The 19,923-nt window shown below is 61.3% G+C and carries 21 protein-coding genes and 1 pseudogene; 12 read left to right on the forward strand and 10 right to left on the reverse strand.

Annotation, left to right across the window (positions count from 1 at the left end; all coding sequences use genetic code 11):
* Positions 1 to 33: 33 nt before the first annotated feature.
* Positions 34 to 366, forward strand: a pseudogene (locus QZ613_RS16920) (ISAs1 family transposase); the annotation flags it as partial.
* Between the two features lie 3 nt (positions 367 to 369).
* Here QZ613_RS16920 and QZ613_RS16925 read toward each other — a convergent pair.
* Positions 370 to 1,173 (reverse strand): CNNM domain-containing protein, encoded by an 804-nt coding sequence (locus QZ613_RS16925; protein WP_291983316.1) that lies wholly within the window; start codon positions 1,171 to 1,173, stop codon positions 370 to 372.
* Positions 1,174 to 1,617: 444 nt separating this feature from the next.
* Between QZ613_RS16925 and QZ613_RS16930 the strand changes: the two genes are divergently transcribed.
* From QZ613_RS16930 to QZ613_RS16975, 10 genes are all read left to right on the forward strand, one after another.
* Positions 1,618 to 2,922 carry a hemolysin family protein gene (locus QZ613_RS16930; RefSeq protein WP_043569751.1) on the forward strand — a complete coding sequence of 435 codons (1,305 nt, stop codon included), beginning with the start codon at positions 1,618 to 1,620 and terminating at the stop codon, positions 2,920 to 2,922.
* A 142-nt stretch (positions 2,923 to 3,064) separates the two neighbouring features.
* On the forward strand, positions 3,065 to 3,277 hold the full coding sequence (gene rpsU / locus QZ613_RS16935; protein ID WP_042334924.1) for a 30S ribosomal protein S21: 213 nt from the start codon (positions 3,065 to 3,067) through the stop codon (positions 3,275 to 3,277).
* A gap of 131 nt (positions 3,278 to 3,408) precedes the next feature.
* The gene (locus tag QZ613_RS16940; protein WP_043569754.1) at positions 3,409 to 3,858 is read left to right on the forward strand and encodes a GatB/YqeY domain-containing protein; all 450 of its coding nucleotides are present in this window, start codon (positions 3,409 to 3,411) and stop codon (positions 3,856 to 3,858) included.
* 45 nt (positions 3,859 to 3,903) lie between these two features.
* Positions 3,904 to 5,652 (forward strand): DNA primase, encoded by a 1,749-nt coding sequence (gene dnaG, locus QZ613_RS16945; RefSeq protein ID WP_043569757.1) that lies wholly within the window; start codon positions 3,904 to 3,906, stop codon positions 5,650 to 5,652.
* Between the two features lie 52 nt (positions 5,653 to 5,704).
* On the forward strand, positions 5,705 to 7,678 hold the full coding sequence (rpoD, locus tag QZ613_RS16950) for an RNA polymerase sigma factor RpoD (protein WP_043569759.1): 1,974 nt from the start codon (positions 5,705 to 5,707) through the stop codon (positions 7,676 to 7,678).
* A 303-nt stretch (positions 7,679 to 7,981) separates the two neighbouring features.
* Entirely contained in the window at positions 7,982 to 9,562 is a 1,581-nt protein-coding gene (istA, locus tag QZ613_RS16955) for an IS21 family transposase (protein ID WP_291923460.1), read from the forward strand.
* Complete coding sequence (istB, locus tag QZ613_RS16960) at positions 9,559 to 10,329, forward strand: IS21-like element helper ATPase IstB (RefSeq protein ID WP_291923459.1); 771 nt, start codon at positions 9,559 to 9,561, stop codon at positions 10,327 to 10,329. Before istA ends, istB begins: the two co-directional genes overlap by 4 nt.
* Positions 10,330 to 10,685: 356 nt before the next feature.
* A complete protein-coding gene (locus QZ613_RS16965; RefSeq protein ID WP_291923458.1) occupies positions 10,686 to 10,955 on the forward strand; it encodes a hypothetical protein in 270 nt (89 codons plus the stop codon).
* A 157-nt stretch (positions 10,956 to 11,112) separates the two neighbouring features.
* The gene (locus tag QZ613_RS16970) at positions 11,113 to 11,559 is read left to right on the forward strand and encodes a hypothetical protein (protein WP_043569853.1); all 447 of its coding nucleotides are present in this window, start codon (positions 11,113 to 11,115) and stop codon (positions 11,557 to 11,559) included.
* Positions 11,560 to 11,616: 57 nt separating this feature from the next.
* On the forward strand, positions 11,617 to 12,348 hold the full coding sequence (locus tag QZ613_RS16975) for a serine protease (RefSeq protein WP_043569851.1): 732 nt from the start codon (positions 11,617 to 11,619) through the stop codon (positions 12,346 to 12,348).
* Between the two features lie 78 nt (positions 12,349 to 12,426).
* On the opposite strand, the gene QZ613_RS16980 is transcribed toward QZ613_RS16975, so the two are convergent.
* Both QZ613_RS16980 and QZ613_RS16985 read right to left on the reverse strand, forming a co-directional pair.
* Positions 12,427 to 13,140, reverse strand: a complete 714-nt coding sequence (locus tag QZ613_RS16980; protein ID WP_043569849.1) for a DsbC family protein — start codon at positions 13,138 to 13,140, stop codon at positions 12,427 to 12,429.
* 31 nt (positions 13,141 to 13,171) lie between these two features.
* Positions 13,172 to 14,341: a UbiH/UbiF family hydroxylase gene (locus QZ613_RS16985; RefSeq protein WP_043569847.1), complete on the reverse strand. Its 1,170-nt coding sequence runs from the start codon at positions 14,339 to 14,341 to the stop codon at positions 13,172 to 13,174.
* Positions 14,342 to 14,423: 82 nt separating this feature from the next.
* Between QZ613_RS16985 and QZ613_RS16990 the strand changes: the two genes are divergently transcribed.
* A complete protein-coding gene (locus QZ613_RS16990; RefSeq protein WP_291901996.1) occupies positions 14,424 to 14,879 on the forward strand; it encodes a hypothetical protein in 456 nt (151 codons plus the stop codon).
* Positions 14,880 to 14,934: 55 nt separating this feature from the next.
* Here the strand turns inward: QZ613_RS16990 and QZ613_RS16995 are convergent, their stop codons facing one another.
* The 7 genes from QZ613_RS16995 to QZ613_RS17025 all read right to left on the reverse strand — a co-directional run bounded on the left by QZ613_RS16995 (position 14,935) and on the right by QZ613_RS17025 (position 19,902).
* On the reverse strand, positions 14,935 to 15,309 hold the full coding sequence (locus tag QZ613_RS16995) for a PsiF family protein (RefSeq protein ID WP_043569845.1): 375 nt from the start codon (positions 15,307 to 15,309) through the stop codon (positions 14,935 to 14,937).
* 44 nt (positions 15,310 to 15,353) lie between these two features.
* Positions 15,354 to 16,289: an HPr(Ser) kinase/phosphatase gene (gene hprK / locus QZ613_RS17000; RefSeq protein ID WP_043569857.1), complete on the reverse strand. Its 936-nt coding sequence runs from the start codon at positions 16,287 to 16,289 to the stop codon at positions 15,354 to 15,356.
* Positions 16,290 to 16,294: 5 nt separating this feature from the next.
* Entirely contained in the window at positions 16,295 to 16,747 is a 453-nt protein-coding gene (ptsN, locus tag QZ613_RS17005; protein ID WP_043569842.1) for a PTS IIA-like nitrogen regulatory protein PtsN, read from the reverse strand.
* 105 nt (positions 16,748 to 16,852) lie between these two features.
* Positions 16,853 to 17,179 (reverse strand): ribosome-associated translation inhibitor RaiA, encoded by a 327-nt coding sequence (gene raiA, locus QZ613_RS17010; protein ID WP_043569840.1) that lies wholly within the window; start codon positions 17,177 to 17,179, stop codon positions 16,853 to 16,855.
* A 16-nt stretch (positions 17,180 to 17,195) separates the two neighbouring features.
* A complete protein-coding gene (locus QZ613_RS17015) occupies positions 17,196 to 18,641 on the reverse strand; it encodes an RNA polymerase factor sigma-54 (protein ID WP_043569837.1) in 1,446 nt (481 codons plus the stop codon).
* Between the two features lie 82 nt (positions 18,642 to 18,723).
* Complete coding sequence (lptB, locus tag QZ613_RS17020; protein WP_043569835.1) at positions 18,724 to 19,458, reverse strand: LPS export ABC transporter ATP-binding protein; 735 nt, start codon at positions 19,456 to 19,458, stop codon at positions 18,724 to 18,726.
* Positions 19,459 to 19,461: 3 nt separating this feature from the next.
* Positions 19,462 to 19,902, reverse strand: a complete 441-nt coding sequence (locus QZ613_RS17025; RefSeq protein ID WP_291864019.1) for a regulatory protein RecX — start codon at positions 19,900 to 19,902, stop codon at positions 19,462 to 19,464.
* Positions 19,903 to 19,923: the final 21 nt, after the last annotated feature.

The raw sequence follows: 19,923 nt of genomic DNA on the forward strand, positions 1-19,923 counted from the left end.
GATCTCGCCGTTTGGAAATCAAAAAAAACCCCCCCACCCGAGCGAACGATCCGGGGAAAAACAACCTCGACTGAACGCCGCTCTTACATCAGCAGTTTGGTGCCAGACTCGCAGCGGATGAATCAAAGCGTTCGCTTGCATTGGCGTGTCGAGAACAGCCTGCACTGGTGCATGGATGTGGTCTTTGGCGACGATCAGATGCGGGCCTGCTCCGATCATGCCGCACACAACCTGGCTGTCTTGCGTCAGTTCGTCTTGAATCTCATCCGCCTTTCCCCGGTCAAGCGCAAGGGTGGCCTCAAGACTCAGCGCCTGATCGCCGCCACGTCCGATTCCTTCCGGGCTGAACTCCTGGGTCTTGTATAGGATTCATGCGATTGCCCTGCCCAGGTCGACGCCCAGCAGGTCACGCGTGTGCAGGATGCCGAGGATGGTATCGCGACGCTCGCGAAAGATCGGGTAGCGCGACTGGCGGGTAGCCTTGATCTGCGCAATCAGCTCGGGCACCGATAGATCCGCGGACAGAAATTCGATGTCCGAGCGCGGCCGCATGATATCGCGCAGCGACTTGTTGCCAAAGTCGAAGATCTTTTCGATGTAGTGCGCTTCCTGGCTGTCCAGCGCACCTTCACCGACGGCGTCGGTGACCAGGGTACGGATCATGTCCTCGGTAACCAGATTGCCCTGCGAGCGCTGCTTGCCGACAACCAGGGTGATGAAGAACTCGGCGACATGACGGATTACTTCGCGCAGCGGGGTGATCAGACGGGCAAAGAGATGGATTGGGCGGGCCTGGAAACTGGCAAAGGCGACGTTGTTGCGAATCGCCAGGACTTTCGGGGTGATCTCGCCGAACAAGAGCAGGATCGGCACCATCACCAGGAGGTTGAGCATGTCGTTCTCCGCCCCGAACAGTTTGATGATCACCGCAGCGGAGATCACCGACGCAGCGACATTGACGAATTCGTTGCCAATGAGGATGGTCACGATAAGGCGGCGCGGCTCACTGCGCAGGCGCTCGATCAGATCAACACGCGGGTTCCTGGCCCTGCGCATCTGATCAAGGTGGAATGAACTCAGCGAAAAAAGCGCCGTTTCGGTACTCGAGAAAAAGCCCGAGAACACCAGCAGGACGACAAATACCCCCAGCTCCATCCAGAGTGCTGGATCCATTCTTTACCCCCAGAAACAAAGTGCGCGCAGCTCTTGAACAAACCGCCGGAAGCGCGAAATCCCCAGAAAGCGAGCCACACGGGCAATTCGGCAGAAATGCAATCGCCATGAACATGCGTTGTGTACAGAAATGCTGCCCGTGCGCGCGTACGGCCGCTGATTATCAGTGAGCGTGGTGGCGAAGTCAAACCGTACCGTCGACCGGACAATATTCGACGCGCCGATTGCTGCGCGCCCTGGATCTTCTCCAATTCGCGACAAGTCATGACGACAGAATTCTAACGACAGTTGCCAGCAGAGGCAGCGAGGCGCCGGGTGATCGCGTCCCGGCGGGCGCGAACATTGCGCCCGCCGGGCAACTCGTGTATCAACGCAAGAGTTGCCGTTTGCCACATCTTCGTTCATCGCAACCTCTGCCTGACCCACACCAGGAGCCATTTCACTGTGTCTGAAGCGTTCTTGCTGCTGATCATGCTCGCCGTCTCGGCCTTCTTCTCTGGCTCGGAGACTGCCCTCACGTCACTCTCCCGGGCACGTACCGAGTCGCTGCTCGCTGAACGACGCCTCGGAGCCAAGGCCCTGCACCGGATGAAGAGCAATCTCAACCGGACGCTGGTGATCATCCTAATCGGCAACAACCTGGTCAACACCGCCACCGCGACGCTGGCCACCGTGGTGGCCACCGAACATTTTGGCCACCTTGGTCCAGGCCTTGCCGTCGGCGGCATCACCCTGCTGCTGCTGGTGTTTGGCGAGATCACCCCGAAGACCTACGCCTCGCGCTACGCAATCGTCGTCGCGCTACTTGCGGCAAAACCGCTGGAAGTTCTTGGCAAACTGCTCTTTCCCCTGGTTTGGGCGCTGGAGACGCTCATCCACTGGATGCACAGCCTTACCAGCCCGCCCAAGGATCCCAGCGTCACCGAGTCGGAACTCATCGCGCTGGCCGCGCACGGCACCGAGGAAGGATCGATCGAGGCCGGTGAACACCTGATGATTCGGCGAATTTTCGATTTCAGCACGCTCCGCGCCAGCGACATCATGGTGCACCGCCACCAGATTTTCTCACTCGACGGCAATCGCGCCATCCGCAGCGCGCTGGACGAGATCATCGCCAGCTCGCACTACCGGATTCCGCTGCACTCCGGAAATCCGGAAGAAATCAACCACGTGATCACCCTGCAGACGGTGCTCCGCGAGGTCGCGCAAGGCAACCTGGACAAACCCCTCAAGGACATCGGCAGCGACCCGCTGTTCGTCCCGCCCAACCAGCCGATCGACAGCCTGCTGGACGTCCTCAAGGCGGACAAGGAGCGCCTGATGGTAGTGGTCAACGAGTTCGGCGCCCTGCTCGGTATCTTCACGCTGGAAGACGTTCTCGAAGAGCTGGTCGGCGACATCTATGACGACCAGGAAGCGCCAAGAGGAGACCAGGCGCTGCTCATGAAGCCAGGCGGGAACGAGCTGGTCGTCGACGGCACGACCGAACTGCGCGTCCTCGAGGGCTACTTCGGACAGGAGCTCAGCGGCAAGCCCTACGACTCGGCAAACCTGTGGATCATCACTCATCTCGAACGCATTCCGGCAGCCGGCGAGTGCGTCGTCCTCGAAGGCCTTGAGGTAAAGATCGAGCGGGCATCGCGGCGACGCATCCACGAAGTACGTATCCGCCGTCGGCCAACCGTTGCCTCCGGAGCAGAGGGCAAAGAGCCGGCGGGGAAAGAAAGCGACTCAAACGCGAGCGCGTAATGCCGCAGCACCTCTCTCTGATCAGCCGACGAGCGTAGCACCCACTCGCTGATTGCGAAATTGACTCTTGGCGGCGCATGGCAACCGTGTTTATAATGCGCGGCTAAGCTGTACCATGCCCACCTGAACCTTGGATGAGTCTATGCCTGCCATTCGTGTAAAAGAAAATGAACCGTTTGAAGTTGCCATCCGGCGCTTCAAGCGCACCGTAGAAAAAACCGGCCTGTTGACCGAACTCAGGGCTCGCGAGTTCTACGAGAAGCCCACCGCCGAGCGCAAGCGCAAGCTGGCCGCCGCGGTCAAGCGCCATCACAAGCGCATGCGCAGCCAGACCCTGCCTCCCAAGCTGTTCTAGAGATCGTAAGCGTTGCCGGCACGGCCGCCCGTCCATAGATGGGCGGCTTTTGGCGTTTCCGAAACGCCAGTATCCGCTGGCTGAGAAACTGCCGTCATGCACCAAGAACGTAAACCCGGAGGTTCCCGGCGATGACGCTCAAAGCGCGCATCAATGAAGACGTCAAGGCAGCCATGCGTGCCCGCAACGCGAAGACACTCGGCACCTTGCGTCTGCTGCTGGCAGCAATCAAGCAGAGGGAGGTCGACGAGCGCGTAGTGCTTGACGATGCAGCGGTCGTCGCGGTCATCGGCAAGATGCTCAAGCAACGCCGGGATTCGATTTCCCAGTATGCCGCGGCCGGCCGAAACGACCTCGCCGACGCCGAGCAATTCGAGTCCGAACTCCTCAGCGCCTACCTCCCCGCAGCTTTGCCGACGGAGGCGCTTGTCGCCGCCATTTGCGAGGCCATTGCAAGCACCGGCGCCGGCAGCCCTGCCGACATGGGCAAGGTGATGGCCGAGCTGCGGCCCAGGCTGAACGGGCGCGCCGACATGGGCGAGGTTTCGCGGCTCGTGAAAGCGCGCCTGGCTGGCACCTGAGTTCCTGCGCCACGACTGCCAACGGCCGCCCGCGGTGAATCCCGGATGATCCCGGACTCGTTCATTCAGGATCTGCTGCACCGTGTCGACCTCGTCGACCTGATCGACAACTACGTGCCGCTAAAGAAGACAGGCGCCAACTTCGCGGCATGCTGCCCGTTCCACGGCGAGAAATCCCCATCGTTCACGGTCAGCCCGAGCAAGCAGTTCTACCATTGTTTCGGCTGTGGCGCACATGGCAATGCCATCGGATTTCTCATGGCCTACACCGGCGCCGGCTTCGTCGAAACGATCAAGGAACTCGCCAGCAGCTGTGGATTGCAACTTCCCGACGAAAAGGGACACGCCGGGCATAGCGGTGGTCCACGCCCGCAGGCGCTCGCCGAGCGCATGGCGCAAGCGGCAAAGTTTTATTACGGGCAGCTCAAGCGCTCCGAGAACGCAGTCCGTTACCTCAAGGAACGCGGCGTCAGCGGCGAACTGGCCCGCCGCTTCGGCATTGGCTATGCGCCCGCGGGAGGGAAGAGCCTGGCCACCGCCTTCGATGATTACGACAGCGCCGAGTTGCAACTCGCGGGGCTGGTCATAAAGAACGACGAGGGCCGCCTCTACGACCGTTTTCGGGACCGGATCATGTTTCCGATTGCCAACCAGAAGGGCGAGGTGATCGCCTTTGGCGGTCGGGTTCTTGGCGCCGGCGAACCAAAATACCTGAACTCTCCCGAGACTCCGCTGTTCGAGAAAGGCCGTGAGCTGTTCGGCCTGCCGCAGGCACGCACGGCCATACGCGCGACCGACACGGTGATTGTCGTCGAAGGCTACATGGATGTCATTGCCCTCGCCGAGCACGGAATTGGCAATGCCGTCGCCACGCTGGGCACTGCGACTACGGTCATCCACGTGCAGAAGCTGCTGCGCCAGGCTGACCGCGTGGTGTTTTGCTTTGACGGCGATGCGGCCGGCCGCAAAGCGGCGTGGCGCGCGCTGGAGAACAGCCTGGAAGTGCTCAGCGAGCAAAAAAGTATCGGCTTCGTCCTTCTGCCGGAAGGAGACGATCCCGACAGCCTGGTACGCAAGCGCGGTGAGCAAGCGTTTCAGCGAATGATCGTCGAGGCCACGCCGCTTTCCGACTTCCTTTTGCGCGAGCTGAGCAGACACTGCGACCTGGGCAGCGCGGAAGGGCGAGCCCGACTGGTCGCCGACGCCAAGCCCCTGCTTGGCCGGATGTTGTCACCCCTATTGAGGCTGCAACTCGTCAAACGCCTCGCGCAGATCAGCGGCTTCTCGCAAGCCGAGATAGAACGTCTGTGTTCCCTGCGAGCACTCGCCAGGCCAGCACCGGCCCGCGCGTCACGCCAGGCGCCCTCACTGTTGCGACCCTTGCTGCGCCTCCTGCTCCAGAAGCCTGCTCTGGCCGCGCGCTTGCCCCTCGAACTGCTCCCCGAGCGCTCGCCTGAAGCGCACGCCATTCGCCTGCTCTGCGCGACGATTACCGCCGTCGGCACGCAGCCACTCGCCTATCCGGCCCTGCTCGAAAAGCTGCGCGGCAGCGAGGACGAAACGCTGCTGCACGAAGCGGCGGCTGAACTAATGCGGGAGCCTTTTGCCGAAGACGAGATCGACAGCGAATTCGACGGTGCGCTCGCCCAGCTGCTGGAAGGTGAGCACAAACGGGCCTTCGCGCGACTGCAGGACAAGATCCAGAAGCTTGGCGTCGCTGGGCTGTCGAACGAGGAAAAGCAGCAGTACCTGCAAGCGCTCAGCGCGCGCAGCAGAGGCAGCCAGGCTGTCTAAGATATGATAGAATTTAGAGTTTTTCCAGTATAACGCTATCCGGGAATTGGTCATGGCAAGGGAAAAGGCGGCAACTACGAAGGCGGCAAAAGCGAAGGCAGCGGCGGATCTATTGGCACAGGTTGGCAACCAACCGGCTCCGATAGACGACGAAACGCGCAAGACGCGGTTGAAGACGCTGATCAAACTCGGCAAGGAGAGGGGTTTTCTGACCTACGCCGAAATCAACGACCATCTGCCCGATGATGTCGTCGATGCTGAGCAGATTGAAAGCATCATCAGCACCTTCAACGACATGGGAATCCAGGTCTACGACGAGGCCCCCGACGCTGAAACGCTGCTGATGTCGGACTCTGCGCCGGCGGCCGGCGCGGACGACGCTGACGTCGAAGAACAGGCGGAACAGGCGCTGTCGACCGTCGACTCCGAGTTCGGCAGGACGACCGACCCGGTGCGCATGTACATGCGCGAGATGGGTTCAGTCGAACTGCTCACCCGCGAAGGCGAGATCGAGATCGCCAAGCGCATCGAAGACGGCCTCAAACACATGGTCCAGGCGATCTCGGCCTGCCCGACAACGATCGCCGAAATCCTCTCTTGCGCAGACCGGATCGCGCGTGAGGAAATGCGCATCGAGGAGTTGATCGACGGGCTGATCTACCCCGAGGGCGAAAGCGCTCCGGACGGTCCCGCCGACGATGACGACGATGGCGACGACGACGACAGCGGAGACGACGACGAAGACGACGATGAGGACGACAACAGCGAAGCGGCCGAGGGTGCGGCGGCCGCGGCCTCGTTGCTCAAGCTCAGAACGGAAGGACTGGCGCGCCTCGAGCTTATTCGCGAGCACGACAGCAAGGCGCAGGCACTGCTGGCCAGGAAGGGCTCGCAGGACAAGGCCTATCTGAAGCTCCAGGAACAGATCTCTGACGAAATGATGGGCATTCGCTTCACGTCGAAAACCATCGAGCGCCTCTGCGACACGGTGCGCGCGATGGTTGAGGAAGCGCGAACCTGTGAACGGAAGATCCAGAGAATCTGCGTGGATACCGTCCGCATGCCACGCCCGCATTTCATCAAGGTCTTCCCGGGCAATGAGCTCAACCTCGACTGGGTGGACGTCGAAATCGCGGCAGCGGGAAAGACCTACGCCGCGATCCTCACCCGCAATGCCCCGAACATCACCGAAGAACAGCGCAAACTGCTCGCGCTGCAGGACCGCATCGGCATCCCGCTGAAAGAGCTCAAAGACATCAACAAGCAGATGTCGACTGGAGAAGCGAAGGCTCGTCGCGCCAAGCGCGAGATGACTGAAGCCAATCTCCGCCTCGTGATCTCGATCGCCAAGAAATACACTAACCGCGGCCTGCAGTTCCTCGACCTGATCCAGGAGGGCAACATCGGCCTGATGAAGGCGGTTGACAAGTTCGAATACCGTCGCGGCTACAAGTTTTCGACCTACGCCACCTGGTGGATTCGCCAGGCAATCACCCGCTCGATCGCTGATCAGGCACGAACCATCCGTATCCCGGTGCACATGATCGAGACGATCAACAAGATGAACCGCATCTCCCGGCAGATTCTCCAGGAGACCGGCCTTGAAGCCGATCCGGCGACGCTGGCCAAGAAAATGGAGATGCCGGAAGAGAAAATTCGCAAGATCCTCAAGATCAGCAAGGAACCGATCTCGATGGAAACGCCGATCGGCGACGACGACGACTCGCATCTGGGCGATTTCATCGAGGATCAGGCAACGCTCGCACCGACCGAGGCAGCCCTCTACTCAAGCCTGCGCTTCATCACGAAGGATGTGCTGGACACGCTGACACCCCGTGAAGCGAAGGTGCTGCGTATGCGCTTCGGTATCGAAATGAATACCGACCACACCCTGGAAGAAGTCGGCAAGCAGTTCGACGTCACCCGCGAGAGGATTCGTCAGATCGAAGCCAAGGCACTGCGCAAACTCCGCCACCCGTCGCGTTCCGACAAGTTGCGCAGTTTCCTCGACAACGGCAACAGCTAGGACACTTCGGCGCGAGCGATGAAGGGGGCTTCGGCCCCCTTCGTGCGTTTGCGGCCTGCCCGTCCCCCGACGAGGAGGGCCTTCTTGCCGTAAACCGCCGGCGACGGTCAGCGCTTCGAGGCCCCCGTGCGTTAGTTGCGGGTAACGCCCCGTTGGCCGGTCAAATTCCCCCACCTTTGGTCACTTCAAAATCCCCCACCCTGAAGGTCGCGTGACGGAGCAATAGAGCGCCGTTTTTGTCGCTTTCGGAGCACCCCGGGCAGGACGTTATCTTCCCCCTTCGTTTTCTGAGGGGAGTCTGGAGTGAACGTCTTGAAGCCACATCTGCAAACCACCGTCTTCACGCTGCTGGCGGCGGGAAAGAGCCAGCGCGAAATTGCGCGCATCACCGAAATCGATCGCAAGACGATCCGCAGTCTGGCGCGGCATTTTGCGAGCGAAGAGGCAAATTCCCCCGGGGTGGCCACCGGCCCTCCCGGTCAAATTCCCCCACCCCGGCCACCGGCTCCGAGCCGGCAATCGACTTCCGCCTGCGAGCCGCATCGCGCCTTCATCGAGGCGCAGTTACAGCTTCGCCGCAACTTCACGGCGATCTACCAGGATCTGGTCGATCAGTTCGGTTTTACCGCCAGCTATAACAGCGTCAAACGCTTTGCCGGGACGCTGATCGAACACGAGCCGGCCCAGTTTGACCGACTGGAATTCGCCGCCGGCGAAGAGGCGCAGGTCGACTATGGCGAGGGGGCGATGACGCTTTCCCCCGGCACCGAGCGCTATCGTCGGCCGCGTTTGTTCGTCATGACTTTGCGCTATTCCCGGCGCAGCTTTCGGCGGGTGGTCTGGAAGTCCAGCCAGGAAGCCTGGGCCAGGCTGCACGAGCAGGCCTGGCGCTATTTCGGCGGCAGCAGCCAGTACGTGGTGCTCGACAACCTGAAGGAAGGGGTCATCAAGCCCGACCTGTACGAGCCACAACTCAATCCGGTCTACGCGGCCGTGCTCGCGCATTACGGCGTCGTCGCCGATCCCGCCCGGGTCCGCGATCCGAATCGCAAAGGCAGCGTCGAGAATGCCATTCAGCATACCCAGAACACGGCGCTCAAAGGCCGACGCTTCGCATCGATCGAGGAGCAGAACGCGTTCCTCGAACAGTGGGAGACCCGCTGGGCGGCGCAACGCATTCACGGTAGCGCCAAACGCCAGGTCGAGGCGATGTTCCAGGAAGAACGCCCGCTGCTCAAGCCCTTGCCCTTGCAGGGGTTCGCGTATTTCACCGAGTCGCTACGCACGGTCTGCGACGACAGCTGCATACGCGTCGACCACAGCAGCTATGCCGCCCGTCCAGCGCGTATCGGCAGCCGTGTGCTGGTCCGCCTGTTCGAGCAGCACCTCGAGATCCGCGATTTCCATTCGCAGGCCTTGCTGCGCACCCATTCCCGGGCGGCACAGCCGGGCAGCGTGATCTTGCCCGACGACGAGCGCCCCTTCAATCCGTCGCGGGAAACGCGTCGAATCCTGACTCAGGCCAAGGCCATCGGCCCGGCCACCGAGCAGTTGTGCCAGAGCCTGTTCGATCAAGACGGGCGCGTCGGTCAGCGCCGCCTGTGGGGCATCGTCAGTCTGGTCAAGCGTTACCCCCGCACGCTGGTCGAGCGTGCCTGTGCGATGGCCCTGCACGAGGGCGTGCGCAGCTACCGGCAGATCAAGACGCTCACCGAGCGCCTGCTCAACGAGGCCCTGGCCGATAGCGATACCCCGGTTCAGGGCGAGTTGGTACTGACCCAAGACGACCGACTGATTCGCGCCGCCGAGGACTACGCGGACCTGTTCTCTCTGGGCGCTCGCAACAGCGCGGCTTTGTCACTTTCCCTGGAGGATTCGAAATGAGCATGACCTTGAACGAGATCGACCGCGCGCTGCGCGACCTGCGCCTGTCCGGCATTCGCGCCACCCTGGAGACCCGCGTGCTGCAAGCGCAGGCGAGCCAAACGCCTTTCCTGGAGACCTTCGCGATGATTCTGCAGGACGAACTGGACCGCCGCCGTTCGCGCTTGCTGGATCGTCGTTACCAGCAGTCTGGTCTGGACGAGCGCGCGACCTTGACCGACTTTGACTGGCGCTTCAATCCGAAGCTGCCGCGGCAGGCGTGTTTCGAGCTGCATACGCTGAAATTCGTCGCTGAAGGCCAGAACGCGCTGATCATCGGCAAACCGGGCACCGGCAAGAGTCGGATCGCCAAGGCGGTGGCCTACCAGGCGACGCTGCAAGGCCTGGATGTGCGGGTACTCGAGGCCGACAGTGTCTTTGCCAATTACGCGCTGTGGAGCGGCGCCGATCAGCAGCGGCAGCTACGTCCCTGGCTCGACGCCGACCTGCTGGTTCTGGACGATCTCTTCCTGGCCCGGCGCATCAGCGACAGTGCGGGCGAGTTGCTGCAGACGCTGGTCCATCAGCGCTACAAGGCCCGCCGCAGCCTGGTGGTGACCTCCAACCGGGTGGTTCAGGACTGGGGCAAATACCTGGGTGATCAAACGATGGCCAGCACGATTCTCGACCGGCTGATGCATCGCTCGCATCTGCTTGAGTTCGAGGGCCGTAGCTATCGTCTCAAGGAGGCCGCGACGCGCTTCGCACAACAGCCCGCAGACAGCTGATGCGCCGCCCCGAACCCACGGTCAGTGCTTGGCTTGGCGGCCGCTTGCGCGCATCCGCCACTCCTTGGGGCGCTGCCCCAAACCCCGCGTTCGCCACGTGGCAGCCGCCGGGGATGATCAAACCATCCCCGGCAACCGCCAGGAGCGTTGGCTCGCTACACGCTGTCAAGCGGCTTTCGCGGCATAAACGGGCGGCACGCCGCCCATTTATTCCACGGTCCGCTGGACAGCGCTGCGCTCCCTTCGGCCAGGATCAACGCCGTCAATGCGAACCCGTCCCCCTTGAACTCACCCCAGCGTTACGCAGTAACGACGCACAAAGCCGTTACTGCGTAACGCACTCCCTGGAGCCAAAAATGGCCACGACAGCCGCTCAAAGACAAGCCGCTTACCGCACCCGCCGTCCTCATGCCGGCGAGGACGGCAACGGCGAACGCCGCCTCAATCTGTGGATCAGTACCCACACCGCTTTGGCCATCGAGCGATTGGCTCGCCGTTACTGCGTAACGAAACGCGAGATCGTCGAGCGCTTGGTCACCGCCGAAGAAGATCGCCTCATCGCCACCCTCGATCTGGATTTGCCCGAGTGGGACCAGTACTTCAGTGGCGCTTCCGTTACGCAGTAACAGGCTGCCAATCGATCACCAACGGCGGGTCAAAAAACCGACCCGCCGTAACCGACTGCATTTACAATTTCTACGGTCCTGCCTGGGGGAGTTTGGGTGACCATAAGTGGGGGATTTCGAAGTGGCCAACGGGGGTAACGATAATCAAAGGTCTCGAATGAAATTGACACGCTTCGCTTGCGCAGCACTTCTCGCGGCCACCGCTGCCCCTGCTTTCTCTTCCAACCTTGGGGTGTCGGTAAGCATCGGCCAGCCAGGCTTCTACGGCCGCGTCGATGTCGGCGCCTTCCCGCAACCGCAAGTCGTCTATCGGCAACCGATCATCGTCGAGCGGCGTCGCTTTGCCGGCCAGCCGCTCTATCTACACGTGCCCGCGCACCACGCCAGGCAATGGCACAAGCACTGTCGCAGCTACAACGCCTGCGGAGAGCAGGTCTACTTAGTGCAAAATGACTGGTACCAGCGCGATTACCTGCCGCAGCACGTGCAGCGGATCGAGCATTACCCTCGCTATGACGGCCAGCGGAAGGCCGACCGCGAAAGCTATCGCGTTGATCACGGCCACGAGCGGCGTCGCGACGATGGCCAGCGTGGTCGTCAATAGAGCCTTGTCACGCGTACCGATGGCGTCCGGTTCGCGAGCCCAGCCGGCAACTCGCCGATGATCGAATCCATCCTCCTTACCGCCACGCGAATCGCCACCTTCCATCAGCAGCAGCCGCTGACCAACGCCAGCGGTTTCTTCTTCATGCGTGAGGAGCGGCTGTTCCTGGTCACCAGTCGGCATGTGCTGTTCGATGAACCAAGCCAGCACTTCCCGGATCGCATCGAGATCGACCTGCATACCAACCCGGAGAATATCGCCGCCGCTACCGCATTCTCGATCCCCCTGTACGCGTACGGCGAGCGAGTCTGGCGACAGGGACAGGATACAGCGGGAGAGATCGACGTCGCTGTTGTCGAAATCGAGCGCCGTGCGCTGCCGGAAAAACTGCTATACCGTGCCTTCACGCCGCAGCACCTGCCGGGGCGCTTCGATCAGGTCGAAGTAGGCAGCTCATTGCTGGTCGTAGGCTTCCCGCTGGGTTTCCAGGACAGTCTGCATCACATGCCGGTGGTCCGCCAGGCGATCGTCGCTTCTTCCTTCGGGCTGCGTTTTCAGGGGGAAGGGTACTTCCTCACCGACGCACGCACGCACCGCGGGACCAGTGGCGCACCGGTGGTCATGCGCGTCGCAGCACGCGAGTTCGTATCTGGCGAGCTGCCGTGGATGCTGCTCGGCGTCCACTCCGCGCGCCTAGACGTCGGCTTACGCGACCCGTACCAGGACGAGGCGCTTGGGCTCAACTGCGCCTGGTACGCCGACATCCTGCTGACCTTGACCGAACGCTGAGTGCGGGTTTCGCCAATGCTAGCACCACCCGCCTCCACACCTCGCCGACACACCGGCCATGGCGGTCGCGCCGGCTGGCTACCTTGCGGAGCTGGCGACCTCGGCAAGCTTCTGCTCGATTCTGGCCAGCGGGATCGCGCCGGGGATACGCTCGCCATCGGCAAAGAAGACTGTCGGTGTGCCATTGATGGCTAGCTTACGGCCCGTTTCTACGCTTTTCTTCACCGCCGTGGTATCGCAATCGCCCTTTCCGCCCGGTGCCTTGCCATCGATCATCCAGTCGTTCCAGGCCTTAGCCTTGTCAGCAGAGCACCAGATCTGATTGGATTTTTCCAGCGAATCCGGCGAAAGGATCGGGTAGAGGAAGGTGTAGATGGTCACGTTTTCCAGCTTGGTGATTTCTCTTGCCAATTTCTTGCAGTAGCCACAGTTGGGATCCTCAAAGGTCGCGAAGACACGTTTTCCGTCACCGCGCACCTGCTTGATCGCCAGAGACAGGGGTAGATCCGAGAACTTGATCGCGGTGAGTTTCTGCATCCGCTCGGTCGTCACATTCTTCATCGTCTTGCCGTCGATCAAAGAGCCGACAAGCAAGGCCGAAACCTTCTCGTCGGTGTAGACAATCTGGCCGTCCGCGTAGACTTCATAGAGCCCGAGATAGGGGGTCTTGGTGACGCTGGTCACCGGCGCGCCAAGCTTGCCTTCGAGCGCCTTCTTGACGCTTGCCTCGTCTGCCAGGGTGGGCAGGCTGAGTGCGGCAGCGACGGCAAATGACACGAGTTTCATAGACATCTGGTTTCTCCGGGGTTGGGATACGGGCGTTTCAGAGGGCGCCGATTGCGTAGCGCACAAGAGCGTTCTTTAGGACTGGCAAAGCATTCGTCAGGTTCATTCCCAGGTTGCGCAAGGGCTTCAGAGCCGGCAAGTCGTCACGGAAAAGCTTGTGCAAGGCGTGGGTCGTGGTCTGCATGAGCAGGGTTTCCTCGCGCCGTTCGCGTTGATAGCGAAGCAGCAGGCGCTCGTTGCCAATGTCCTGCCAGTCGGGCGTGCTGGCGAGCAGGGCGGCGAGCACCTTGGCATCCTGGTAGCCGAGGTTGATGCCGTGGCCGGAAAGCGGATGGATGCCATGCGCTGCATCGCCAATCAGCGCCAGCCTGGGGGCGACGATTCGCGGCACCTGCATCAGGCGAAGTGGGAACGCCGCCGGTGGGGTGAGCAACCGCAAGGCGCCCAACTGGTGGTGACCGGCAGCGGCGACGCGGGCTGCCAAAGCCTCTGCAGGCATGGCGAGCAGCGTTTTCGCATGCTCATCGGGCGTCGACCAGACGATTGAGATGCGATCCCCCGCCAGCGGCAACCAGGCAAGGACCCCGTCCGCACGAAACCACTGCCGCGCAATGCCGCCGTGCGGGCGTGCACATTCGAAATTGGCCACCAGGCCCATCTCGCCATAAGGGGTGTTGATCGCCGGCAGGGCAAGCGCTTCACGTATCCAGGAGTCGCGTCCGTCGGCGCCAACCAGCAGTTTTGCCGAAAGCGTGTCGCCATTGGCAAGGGTCAGCGCGGCGGCGGCAGGACCCATCGTCAATGACTGCGGGACAGCGGGATAGCAGAGGCTGAGATTGCCCTGCCGCTTCGCGTTTTCCCAGAGCTCGCAGGCCATCAGCGACGACTCCAGAATCCAGCCCAGTTCCGGGAGGCCAGTCTCATACGCTGAAAACTCGAGCTCGGCACGATCATCGCCGAAAATCTTCATGACATGGATGGGAGCAATCCGCTCGGCCGCCAGATGCTTCCAGACGCCAATCTCTTGCAGGAAGACGGCGTTGGCCGGCGACAGCGCATAGACACGGGCATCCCAGCCTGCCGGCCGCCGCGGCGGGCGCTGCTCGACAAGGCCGATCCTGAGCCGTGTGTCGCGCAGCGCACAAGCCAGTGAAAGACCAGCCAGGCCGCCACCTACAATAAGAACGTCGAACTCGCTAGCTTGCATGCAGATGGGGCTCGGAAGAAATGCGCTCGTCAAACGAGCCAGATTTTACAAGTGCGGCCAAGAGTGTGAGAAGCTGACAGTAATGAACTCGCTCGCCAAACAAGCTGCTCACCTTTACTTCCCGGCGATTGTTCGTTCGGAGCATGATTCTCCGCTTGACGCGCTGGTCGCCGCGTGTGTCCCGCGGCCCGAGGCAATGAATCTGGTCGCGGCGTCCTGGGCCGACAGCGAGTCGACCTGCCTGCTGGCAGTGGTTGACGGCGGCCGCCCGGTTGTCGTGTTGCGTACGCAGGCCGGGCGTTGGGCGGCGTGCAATGCCTTTCTCGGCAGCCTCCATGCTACGTGGCAGGGAGCTGATCGGCAGCTGAGAAAAGGGCGCCAACGCCAAGTCTACGTCGTCAGCGTCCAGAAGGGGCGAATTCACAGGCCCGTGCCGGAAGACCTTCTTGCCGATCCTGTCCTAGGCGGCGAAGACGATTCGGCGTCAGCGCGAGGCAGCACTGCCAAACACGGGCCCGCGGAGAAAATGCGCAAGTAAACGGCGGCGGCGCCCCGCGAGCCGCCGCCGGTGAGCGATGCTTGAAGGATTCCGGCTAGCCCTTGAGGCACTCGCTCATGAAGGCCTTCCGCTCGTCGCCTTTGAGCGCCTTGCTGCCAGCCGTGGCGTTGCAGGCCTTCATCTTGTCCTGCTGACTACTCTTCGCCGGTCCGGCGGCTGCTGGAGCGGCTGCTGGAGCGGCTGCTGGAGCGGCTGCCGGAGTTGCCGCCGCCGGAGCCTTCTTGAGACAATTGCTCATGAACTGCTTGCGGCCGTCGCCAGCCAAGGCCTTTTCCTTGGCCTCCGCGTTGCAGGACTTCATCTTTTCCTGCTGGGCCTTCTGGGCTTCCGAGGGTTCTTTCTTCCCTTCGGCAGCAAAGGCACCGCCGGTAGTGAAAACGAGAGCGACAAGAGCGATCCAGCCTTTCATCGGGGGTTCTCCTTGGTTGAGGAAACCCCGCAATTAGGCCACTGCTACAGGTCTTCGTCAAGCAAGGCCTGCTGTTGACGGTCGATGAAGTCTCCCATGCTATCGATCCCTCGTAGCTGCAGGATGCTGTTGCGGACCGCCGCTTCAAGCAGGACGGCAATGTTCCGGCCGGCAGCAACCGGGATGACGACCTTTCGAATCGGCAAACCAAGGATATCCTGTGCCTGGGCGTCGAGCGGCAAGCGCGGACCGTCGGTCCCGCTCAGCGGCCTTTGCAGGTGGGCGATCAGCTTGAGTTTCATTTTCCGGCGCGACGCCGTCTCGCCGAAAATGGTACGTATGTTAAGCAAGCCAAGGCCGCGCACTTCCAGATAGTCGCGCAACATACTGGGGCAGCGACCTTCGATCGTCGTTGGGGCGATGCATGCCAGCTCGACGACGTCGTCAGCGACCAGTCCATGGCCGCGCGAAATCAGCTCCAGCGCCAGTTCGCTCTTACCGACACCAGAATCTCCGGTAATCAGGACGCCCATCCCGAAAACGTCCATCAGCACGCCATGCATCGATGTCGAACCTGCCAGGCGGCGTGAGAGATAGATGCGCAGCAAGTCGATCACCGCCGAACACGGCTTCGAGCTGACGAACAGGGGTGTTTGCGTCGACTCGCAACCATCACGAATCGCCGGCAGGATATCAAGATTGTCGGCGATGATCAGCGCCGGCGGCTTGGCCGCCATCAACTCCCGCACCTGCTGACGCAGGCGTTCAACGGTAACTCGTTGCGCCCAGGCGTGCTCAGCCCGGCCGATAACCTGTAAACGCTCAGGGTGAATCAGGTTGAGATGACCAACGACATCGGCGCCATAATTACTCTGCTCTTTGAGCTCGATCTGGCGGTCGACGCCGACTGCCACAACCCAGGACAGCTTCAGTTTCTCCCGGTGATCCTCATAGAGCTGGATCACGCTGAACTGACGCACGGCGTTCATGTTCCGTCGGCAAAGATCTGGCGAACAGTATTCGAGTCGATGGCGCTGGAAAGAGCTTCCCGGCACGCGCGGTCGGAGAAGTGCTGCGCCAGCTCAGAGAGGATTTGCAAATGCTGCTCGGTCGCCACTTCGGGAACCAGCAGGACAAACAACAATGAAACCGGCTTGCCATCCGGAGAATCGAAGGGCACCGGCGCAGCCAGCCGCAGGAAAGCGCCGGTGGCATCCTTCAGACCTTTAATCCGACCATGCGGGATGGCCACACCCTGCCCAAGCCCAGTCGAGCCGAGCTTCTCGCGCGCGAACAAACTGTCGAACACCGTGCTGCGCGCGATGCCGAGGTAGTTTTCAAAAAGAAGCCCCACGTGTTCAAAGACGCGTTTCTTGCTGCTGGCGTCGAGATCAAGAATGATATTTTCGAGGGGAAGTAACTGGGTAATCTGGCTCATGCGACAAAAACCCGAAAAAGGCTGACGTGGATTAGTTCAAACGTGGAAGCGCACGGGCTGGCCGGCGGTTGCTGCCGACGCTGCCGTGCGCAGACTATACATCTTTCACTCGACGACGATGTGGTCGATGATCTTGCTCCCGCGGTGATGATCCTGCAACTTCTGCTTGTACTTCTGGACCTGGCGCTCAAGCTTGTCGACCAAGCCATCCACTGCGGCATAGAGGTCCTCGTCGACCGTCTCGACATAGACGTCCTTGCCAGCCAGGTGAACGGTCACTTCTGCTTTCTGCTTCAGTTTTTCCACCGACAGAATCACGTTCACGTCTATCACGTTATCGAAATGACGGGTGATTCGCTCGAGTTTGCCAGTGACGTAGTCGCGCAGCGCCGGGGTGATCTCGAGGTGGTGTCCACTGACTTGCAGGTTCATGATGTGGCTCCTTCTTCTAAATGGACTTGCGTAAGTTGACCGGCGGAATGTTGAGCGCCTCGCGGTATTTTGCTATCGTACGCCGCGCAACGACAATGCCCTGCTGGCCAAGGACTTCGGATATCTGGCTATCCGAAAGAGGCTTCTTCGGTTCTTCGGTGCTGATCATCTGCTTGATCAACGCACGAATGGCCGTTGCTGAGCACGCCCCGCCAGCCTCCGTGCCGACGTGACTGCCAAAGAAATACTTCAGTTCAAAAATCCCGCGCGGCGTTGCCATGTACTTCTGCGTGGTTACCCGCGAGATGGTCGACTCGTGCAGCCCCAGCACATCGGCGATTTCGCGCAAGACCAGCGGCCGCATCGCGACTTCACCGTGATCAAGAAACTGGCGTTGCCGTTCGACGATAGCCTGCGCCACACGCAGGATGGTGTCAAACCGTTGTTGCACATTGCGGATCAACCAGCGCGCTTCCTGGAGCTGACCGGCCAGCCCGGAGCCCCGCTGTCGGGAGAGGATCTGGGCGTAGAGACTGTTGATCCGCAGACGTGGAAAGGCGTCGGCGTTGACGCTTACCGACCACTGTCCCCGCACTTTACGTACCACCACGTCGGGCGAGATGTAGCGTGTGTCCTCCGAAGCGTACTGTGCGCCGGGCCGCGGATTCAGGCTGCAGATCAACAGGTGTGCTGCACGCAGCGCATCGTCATCGCAGCCTGTCTGCTTCTTGAGTTTGACAAAGTCATGGCTGGCCAGCAGCTCCAGACAGTGACGAACGATATCGAGCGCCAGCGTACGCGTCTGATCAGCGGGCAAGGCTTCGAGCTGCAGCGCGAGGCATTCCTGCGCGCTGCGCGCACCAACGCCGGTGGGGTCGAAATGCTGCAGGTGATTGAGCGCGATTTGCAATTCTTCAGGCTCGATCTCCAGCTCCGCCGGCATGGCTTCGGCAAGCTCCACCAGCGACTGGGTCAGATAGCCGTCATCGTCGAGCGCATCGATCAAACAGCGCACCAACACGCGGTCACGGTCGGGAAGGGTCATCAGTCCGAGCTGCCACAACAGATGTTCGCGGAGGGAGACGGTCGCCGCCTGGACGTCCTGGTAGTCGCTGTCCTCGTCGTCGAAAGAGGCCGATGCACCGTGCTGCCCGTTGTCGTCACCGGGCCAGATTTCGTCGTCGGAAAACGACTGTTCACTGTGCTCCGAGAGTTCGGAGTGCTCGGAGCGCTCGTCCGTCGCTACCGGGTCGGCAGCCTCTTCCTCATTTCCGCCACCGCTTGTTGCCGCGTCCGAGCGAGCGTACTCGTCTTCGCGCTCAAGCAGCGGGTTCTCCAGCAAGTACTTTTCGAGCTCTTGTTCGAGCTCGATCGTCGACAGTTGCAGCAGCCGAATCGATTGCTGGAGCTGGGGGGTCAGTGCGAGATGCTGAGTAAGCTTGAGCTGGAGGGACGGTTTCATTTACAGAACCGGGGAAGTCGCCGCATTGTCGTGGGGAAACTGCCCATATGGTTCTCGAATTGTGGCTGAAAAACCGGCGTGCTCAGAGGCGGAAATTCTCACCCAGATACACCTTCCGGACGTTTTCATTATAAATGATTTCCTCAGGCCGACCAGCAGCCAGGACGCTCCCTTCGTTGATGATGTAGGCGTGATCACAAATGCCCAGGGTTTCGCGCACGTTGTGGTCGGTGATCAGCACACCGATGCCGCGCCCCTTGAGGAAACGGATGATGTTCTGGATATCAAGCACGGCGATCGGGTCGACACCGGCAAAGGGCTCATCAAGGAGAATGAAACGTGGCGCGGTGGCCAGGGCGCGCGCGATCTCGACGCGCCGACGCTCGCCACCCGAGAGTGAAGTTGCCGGGCTCAGACGAAGGTGGCTGATATGCAGCTCTTCGAGCAACTCCACGGTACGCGCCTCGACTTCGGCGGCCGACAGCTTCTGTAGCTCGAGGACCGCCATGATGTTTTCACTGACGGTGAGCTTGCGAAAAACCGAGGCTTCCTGTGGCAGATAGGAGAGGCCCAGTCGGGCACGCTTGTGCATCGGCAAGTGCGTGAGCTTCTGCCCATCGAGACTAACGTCACCGCCATCGCAGGCAACCAGGCCGACGACCATGTAGAAACAGGTCGTTTTGCCGGCGCCGTTCGGGCCGAGCAGACCAACGACTTCCCCGCTGACCACTTCGAACGAGACATCATGCACCACGGTACGCGACTTGTAGCGCTTCTTTAGGCTTTGGGTGGAAAGTGTGCTCTGCGTATCGGACATTTCTCAATCGTTTTCAAAGTCGCCGCGCAGTACGCGTCGGATGGTTTCAGCGGAAAATCCTCGGCCAGCCAGAAAGCGCATCTGGCGGCTGCGCGCCACGGCATCGTCGGCGGCTGCCCCTGACTGACGGGCAAACCTCCGCTGCCAGACGCGACACGCCCGGGCCAGCTCGTCTTCACCCGTCGCCAGCGCAGCACTCACCAGATCGGCGGCAACGCCTTTCGAGCGCAACTCGAAAACCAGCTGCGCATCACCTACGCGCCCAGCACGGGCGTTTACCCGCGCCAGCGCATAACGTTCGTCGGACAGCAGGCCGCTTGCAGTGAGGTCATCGAGCAAGGCCTGCAAGGTCTCCGTTGATTGCGCATGCGGCGCCAGCTTCTGGGCAAGCTCACGGCGCGCGTAATCGCGCCGCCCGAGCATGCGCAGAGCCCGCTCACGCAAAACGTCGCCCACCGCGGTGCA

The organism is Candidatus Accumulibacter sp. ACC005, assembly GCF_907163215.1.
Taxonomy (GTDB): domain Bacteria; phylum Pseudomonadota; class Gammaproteobacteria; order Burkholderiales; family Rhodocyclaceae; genus Accumulibacter; species Accumulibacter regalis.

Coding starts and splice junctions, on each gene's coding strand:
- dnaG (WP_043569757.1), top strand. CDS start 3,904: ATGATCCCGGACTCGTTCATTCAGGATCTGCTGCACCGTGTCGACCTC.
- raiA (WP_043569840.1), bottom strand. CDS start 17,179: ATGAACCTGCAAGTCAGTGGACACCACCTCGAGATCACCCCGGCGCTG.
- QZ613_RS16980 (WP_043569849.1), bottom strand. CDS start 13,140: ATGTCTATGAAACTCGTGTCATTTGCCGTCGCTGCCGCACTCAGCCTG.
- QZ613_RS16985 (WP_043569847.1), bottom strand. CDS start 14,341: ATGCAAGCTAGCGAGTTCGACGTTCTTATTGTAGGTGGCGGCCTGGCT.
- lptB (WP_043569835.1), bottom strand. CDS start 19,458: ATGTCCGATACGCAGAGCACACTTTCCACCCAAAGCCTAAAGAAGCGC.
- istB (WP_291923459.1), top strand. CDS start 9,559: ATGAGCATGACCTTGAACGAGATCGACCGCGCGCTGCGCGACCTGCGC.
- QZ613_RS16990 (WP_291901996.1), top strand. CDS start 14,424: ATGAACTCGCTCGCCAAACAAGCTGCTCACCTTTACTTCCCGGCGATT.
- QZ613_RS16975 (WP_043569851.1), top strand. CDS start 11,617: ATGATCGAATCCATCCTCCTTACCGCCACGCGAATCGCCACCTTCCAT.
- QZ613_RS16925 (WP_291983316.1), bottom strand. CDS start 1,173: ATGGATCCAGCACTCTGGATGGAGCTGGGGGTATTTGTCGTCCTGCTG.
- QZ613_RS17015 (WP_043569837.1), bottom strand. CDS start 18,641: ATGAAACCGTCCCTCCAGCTCAAGCTTACTCAGCATCTCGCACTGACC.
- QZ613_RS16965 (WP_291923458.1), top strand. CDS start 10,686: ATGGCCACGACAGCCGCTCAAAGACAAGCCGCTTACCGCACCCGCCGT.
- QZ613_RS16995 (WP_043569845.1), bottom strand. CDS start 15,309: ATGAAAGGCTGGATCGCTCTTGTCGCTCTCGTTTTCACTACCGGCGGT.
- QZ613_RS16970 (WP_043569853.1), top strand. CDS start 11,113: ATGAAATTGACACGCTTCGCTTGCGCAGCACTTCTCGCGGCCACCGCT.
- ptsN (WP_043569842.1), bottom strand. CDS start 16,747: ATGAGCCAGATTACCCAGTTACTTCCCCTCGAAAATATCATTCTTGAT.
- rpsU (WP_042334924.1), top strand. CDS start 3,065: ATGCCTGCCATTCGTGTAAAAGAAAATGAACCGTTTGAAGTTGCCATC.
- QZ613_RS16940 (WP_043569754.1), top strand. CDS start 3,409: ATGACGCTCAAAGCGCGCATCAATGAAGACGTCAAGGCAGCCATGCGT.
- rpoD (WP_043569759.1), top strand. CDS start 5,705: ATGGCAAGGGAAAAGGCGGCAACTACGAAGGCGGCAAAAGCGAAGGCA.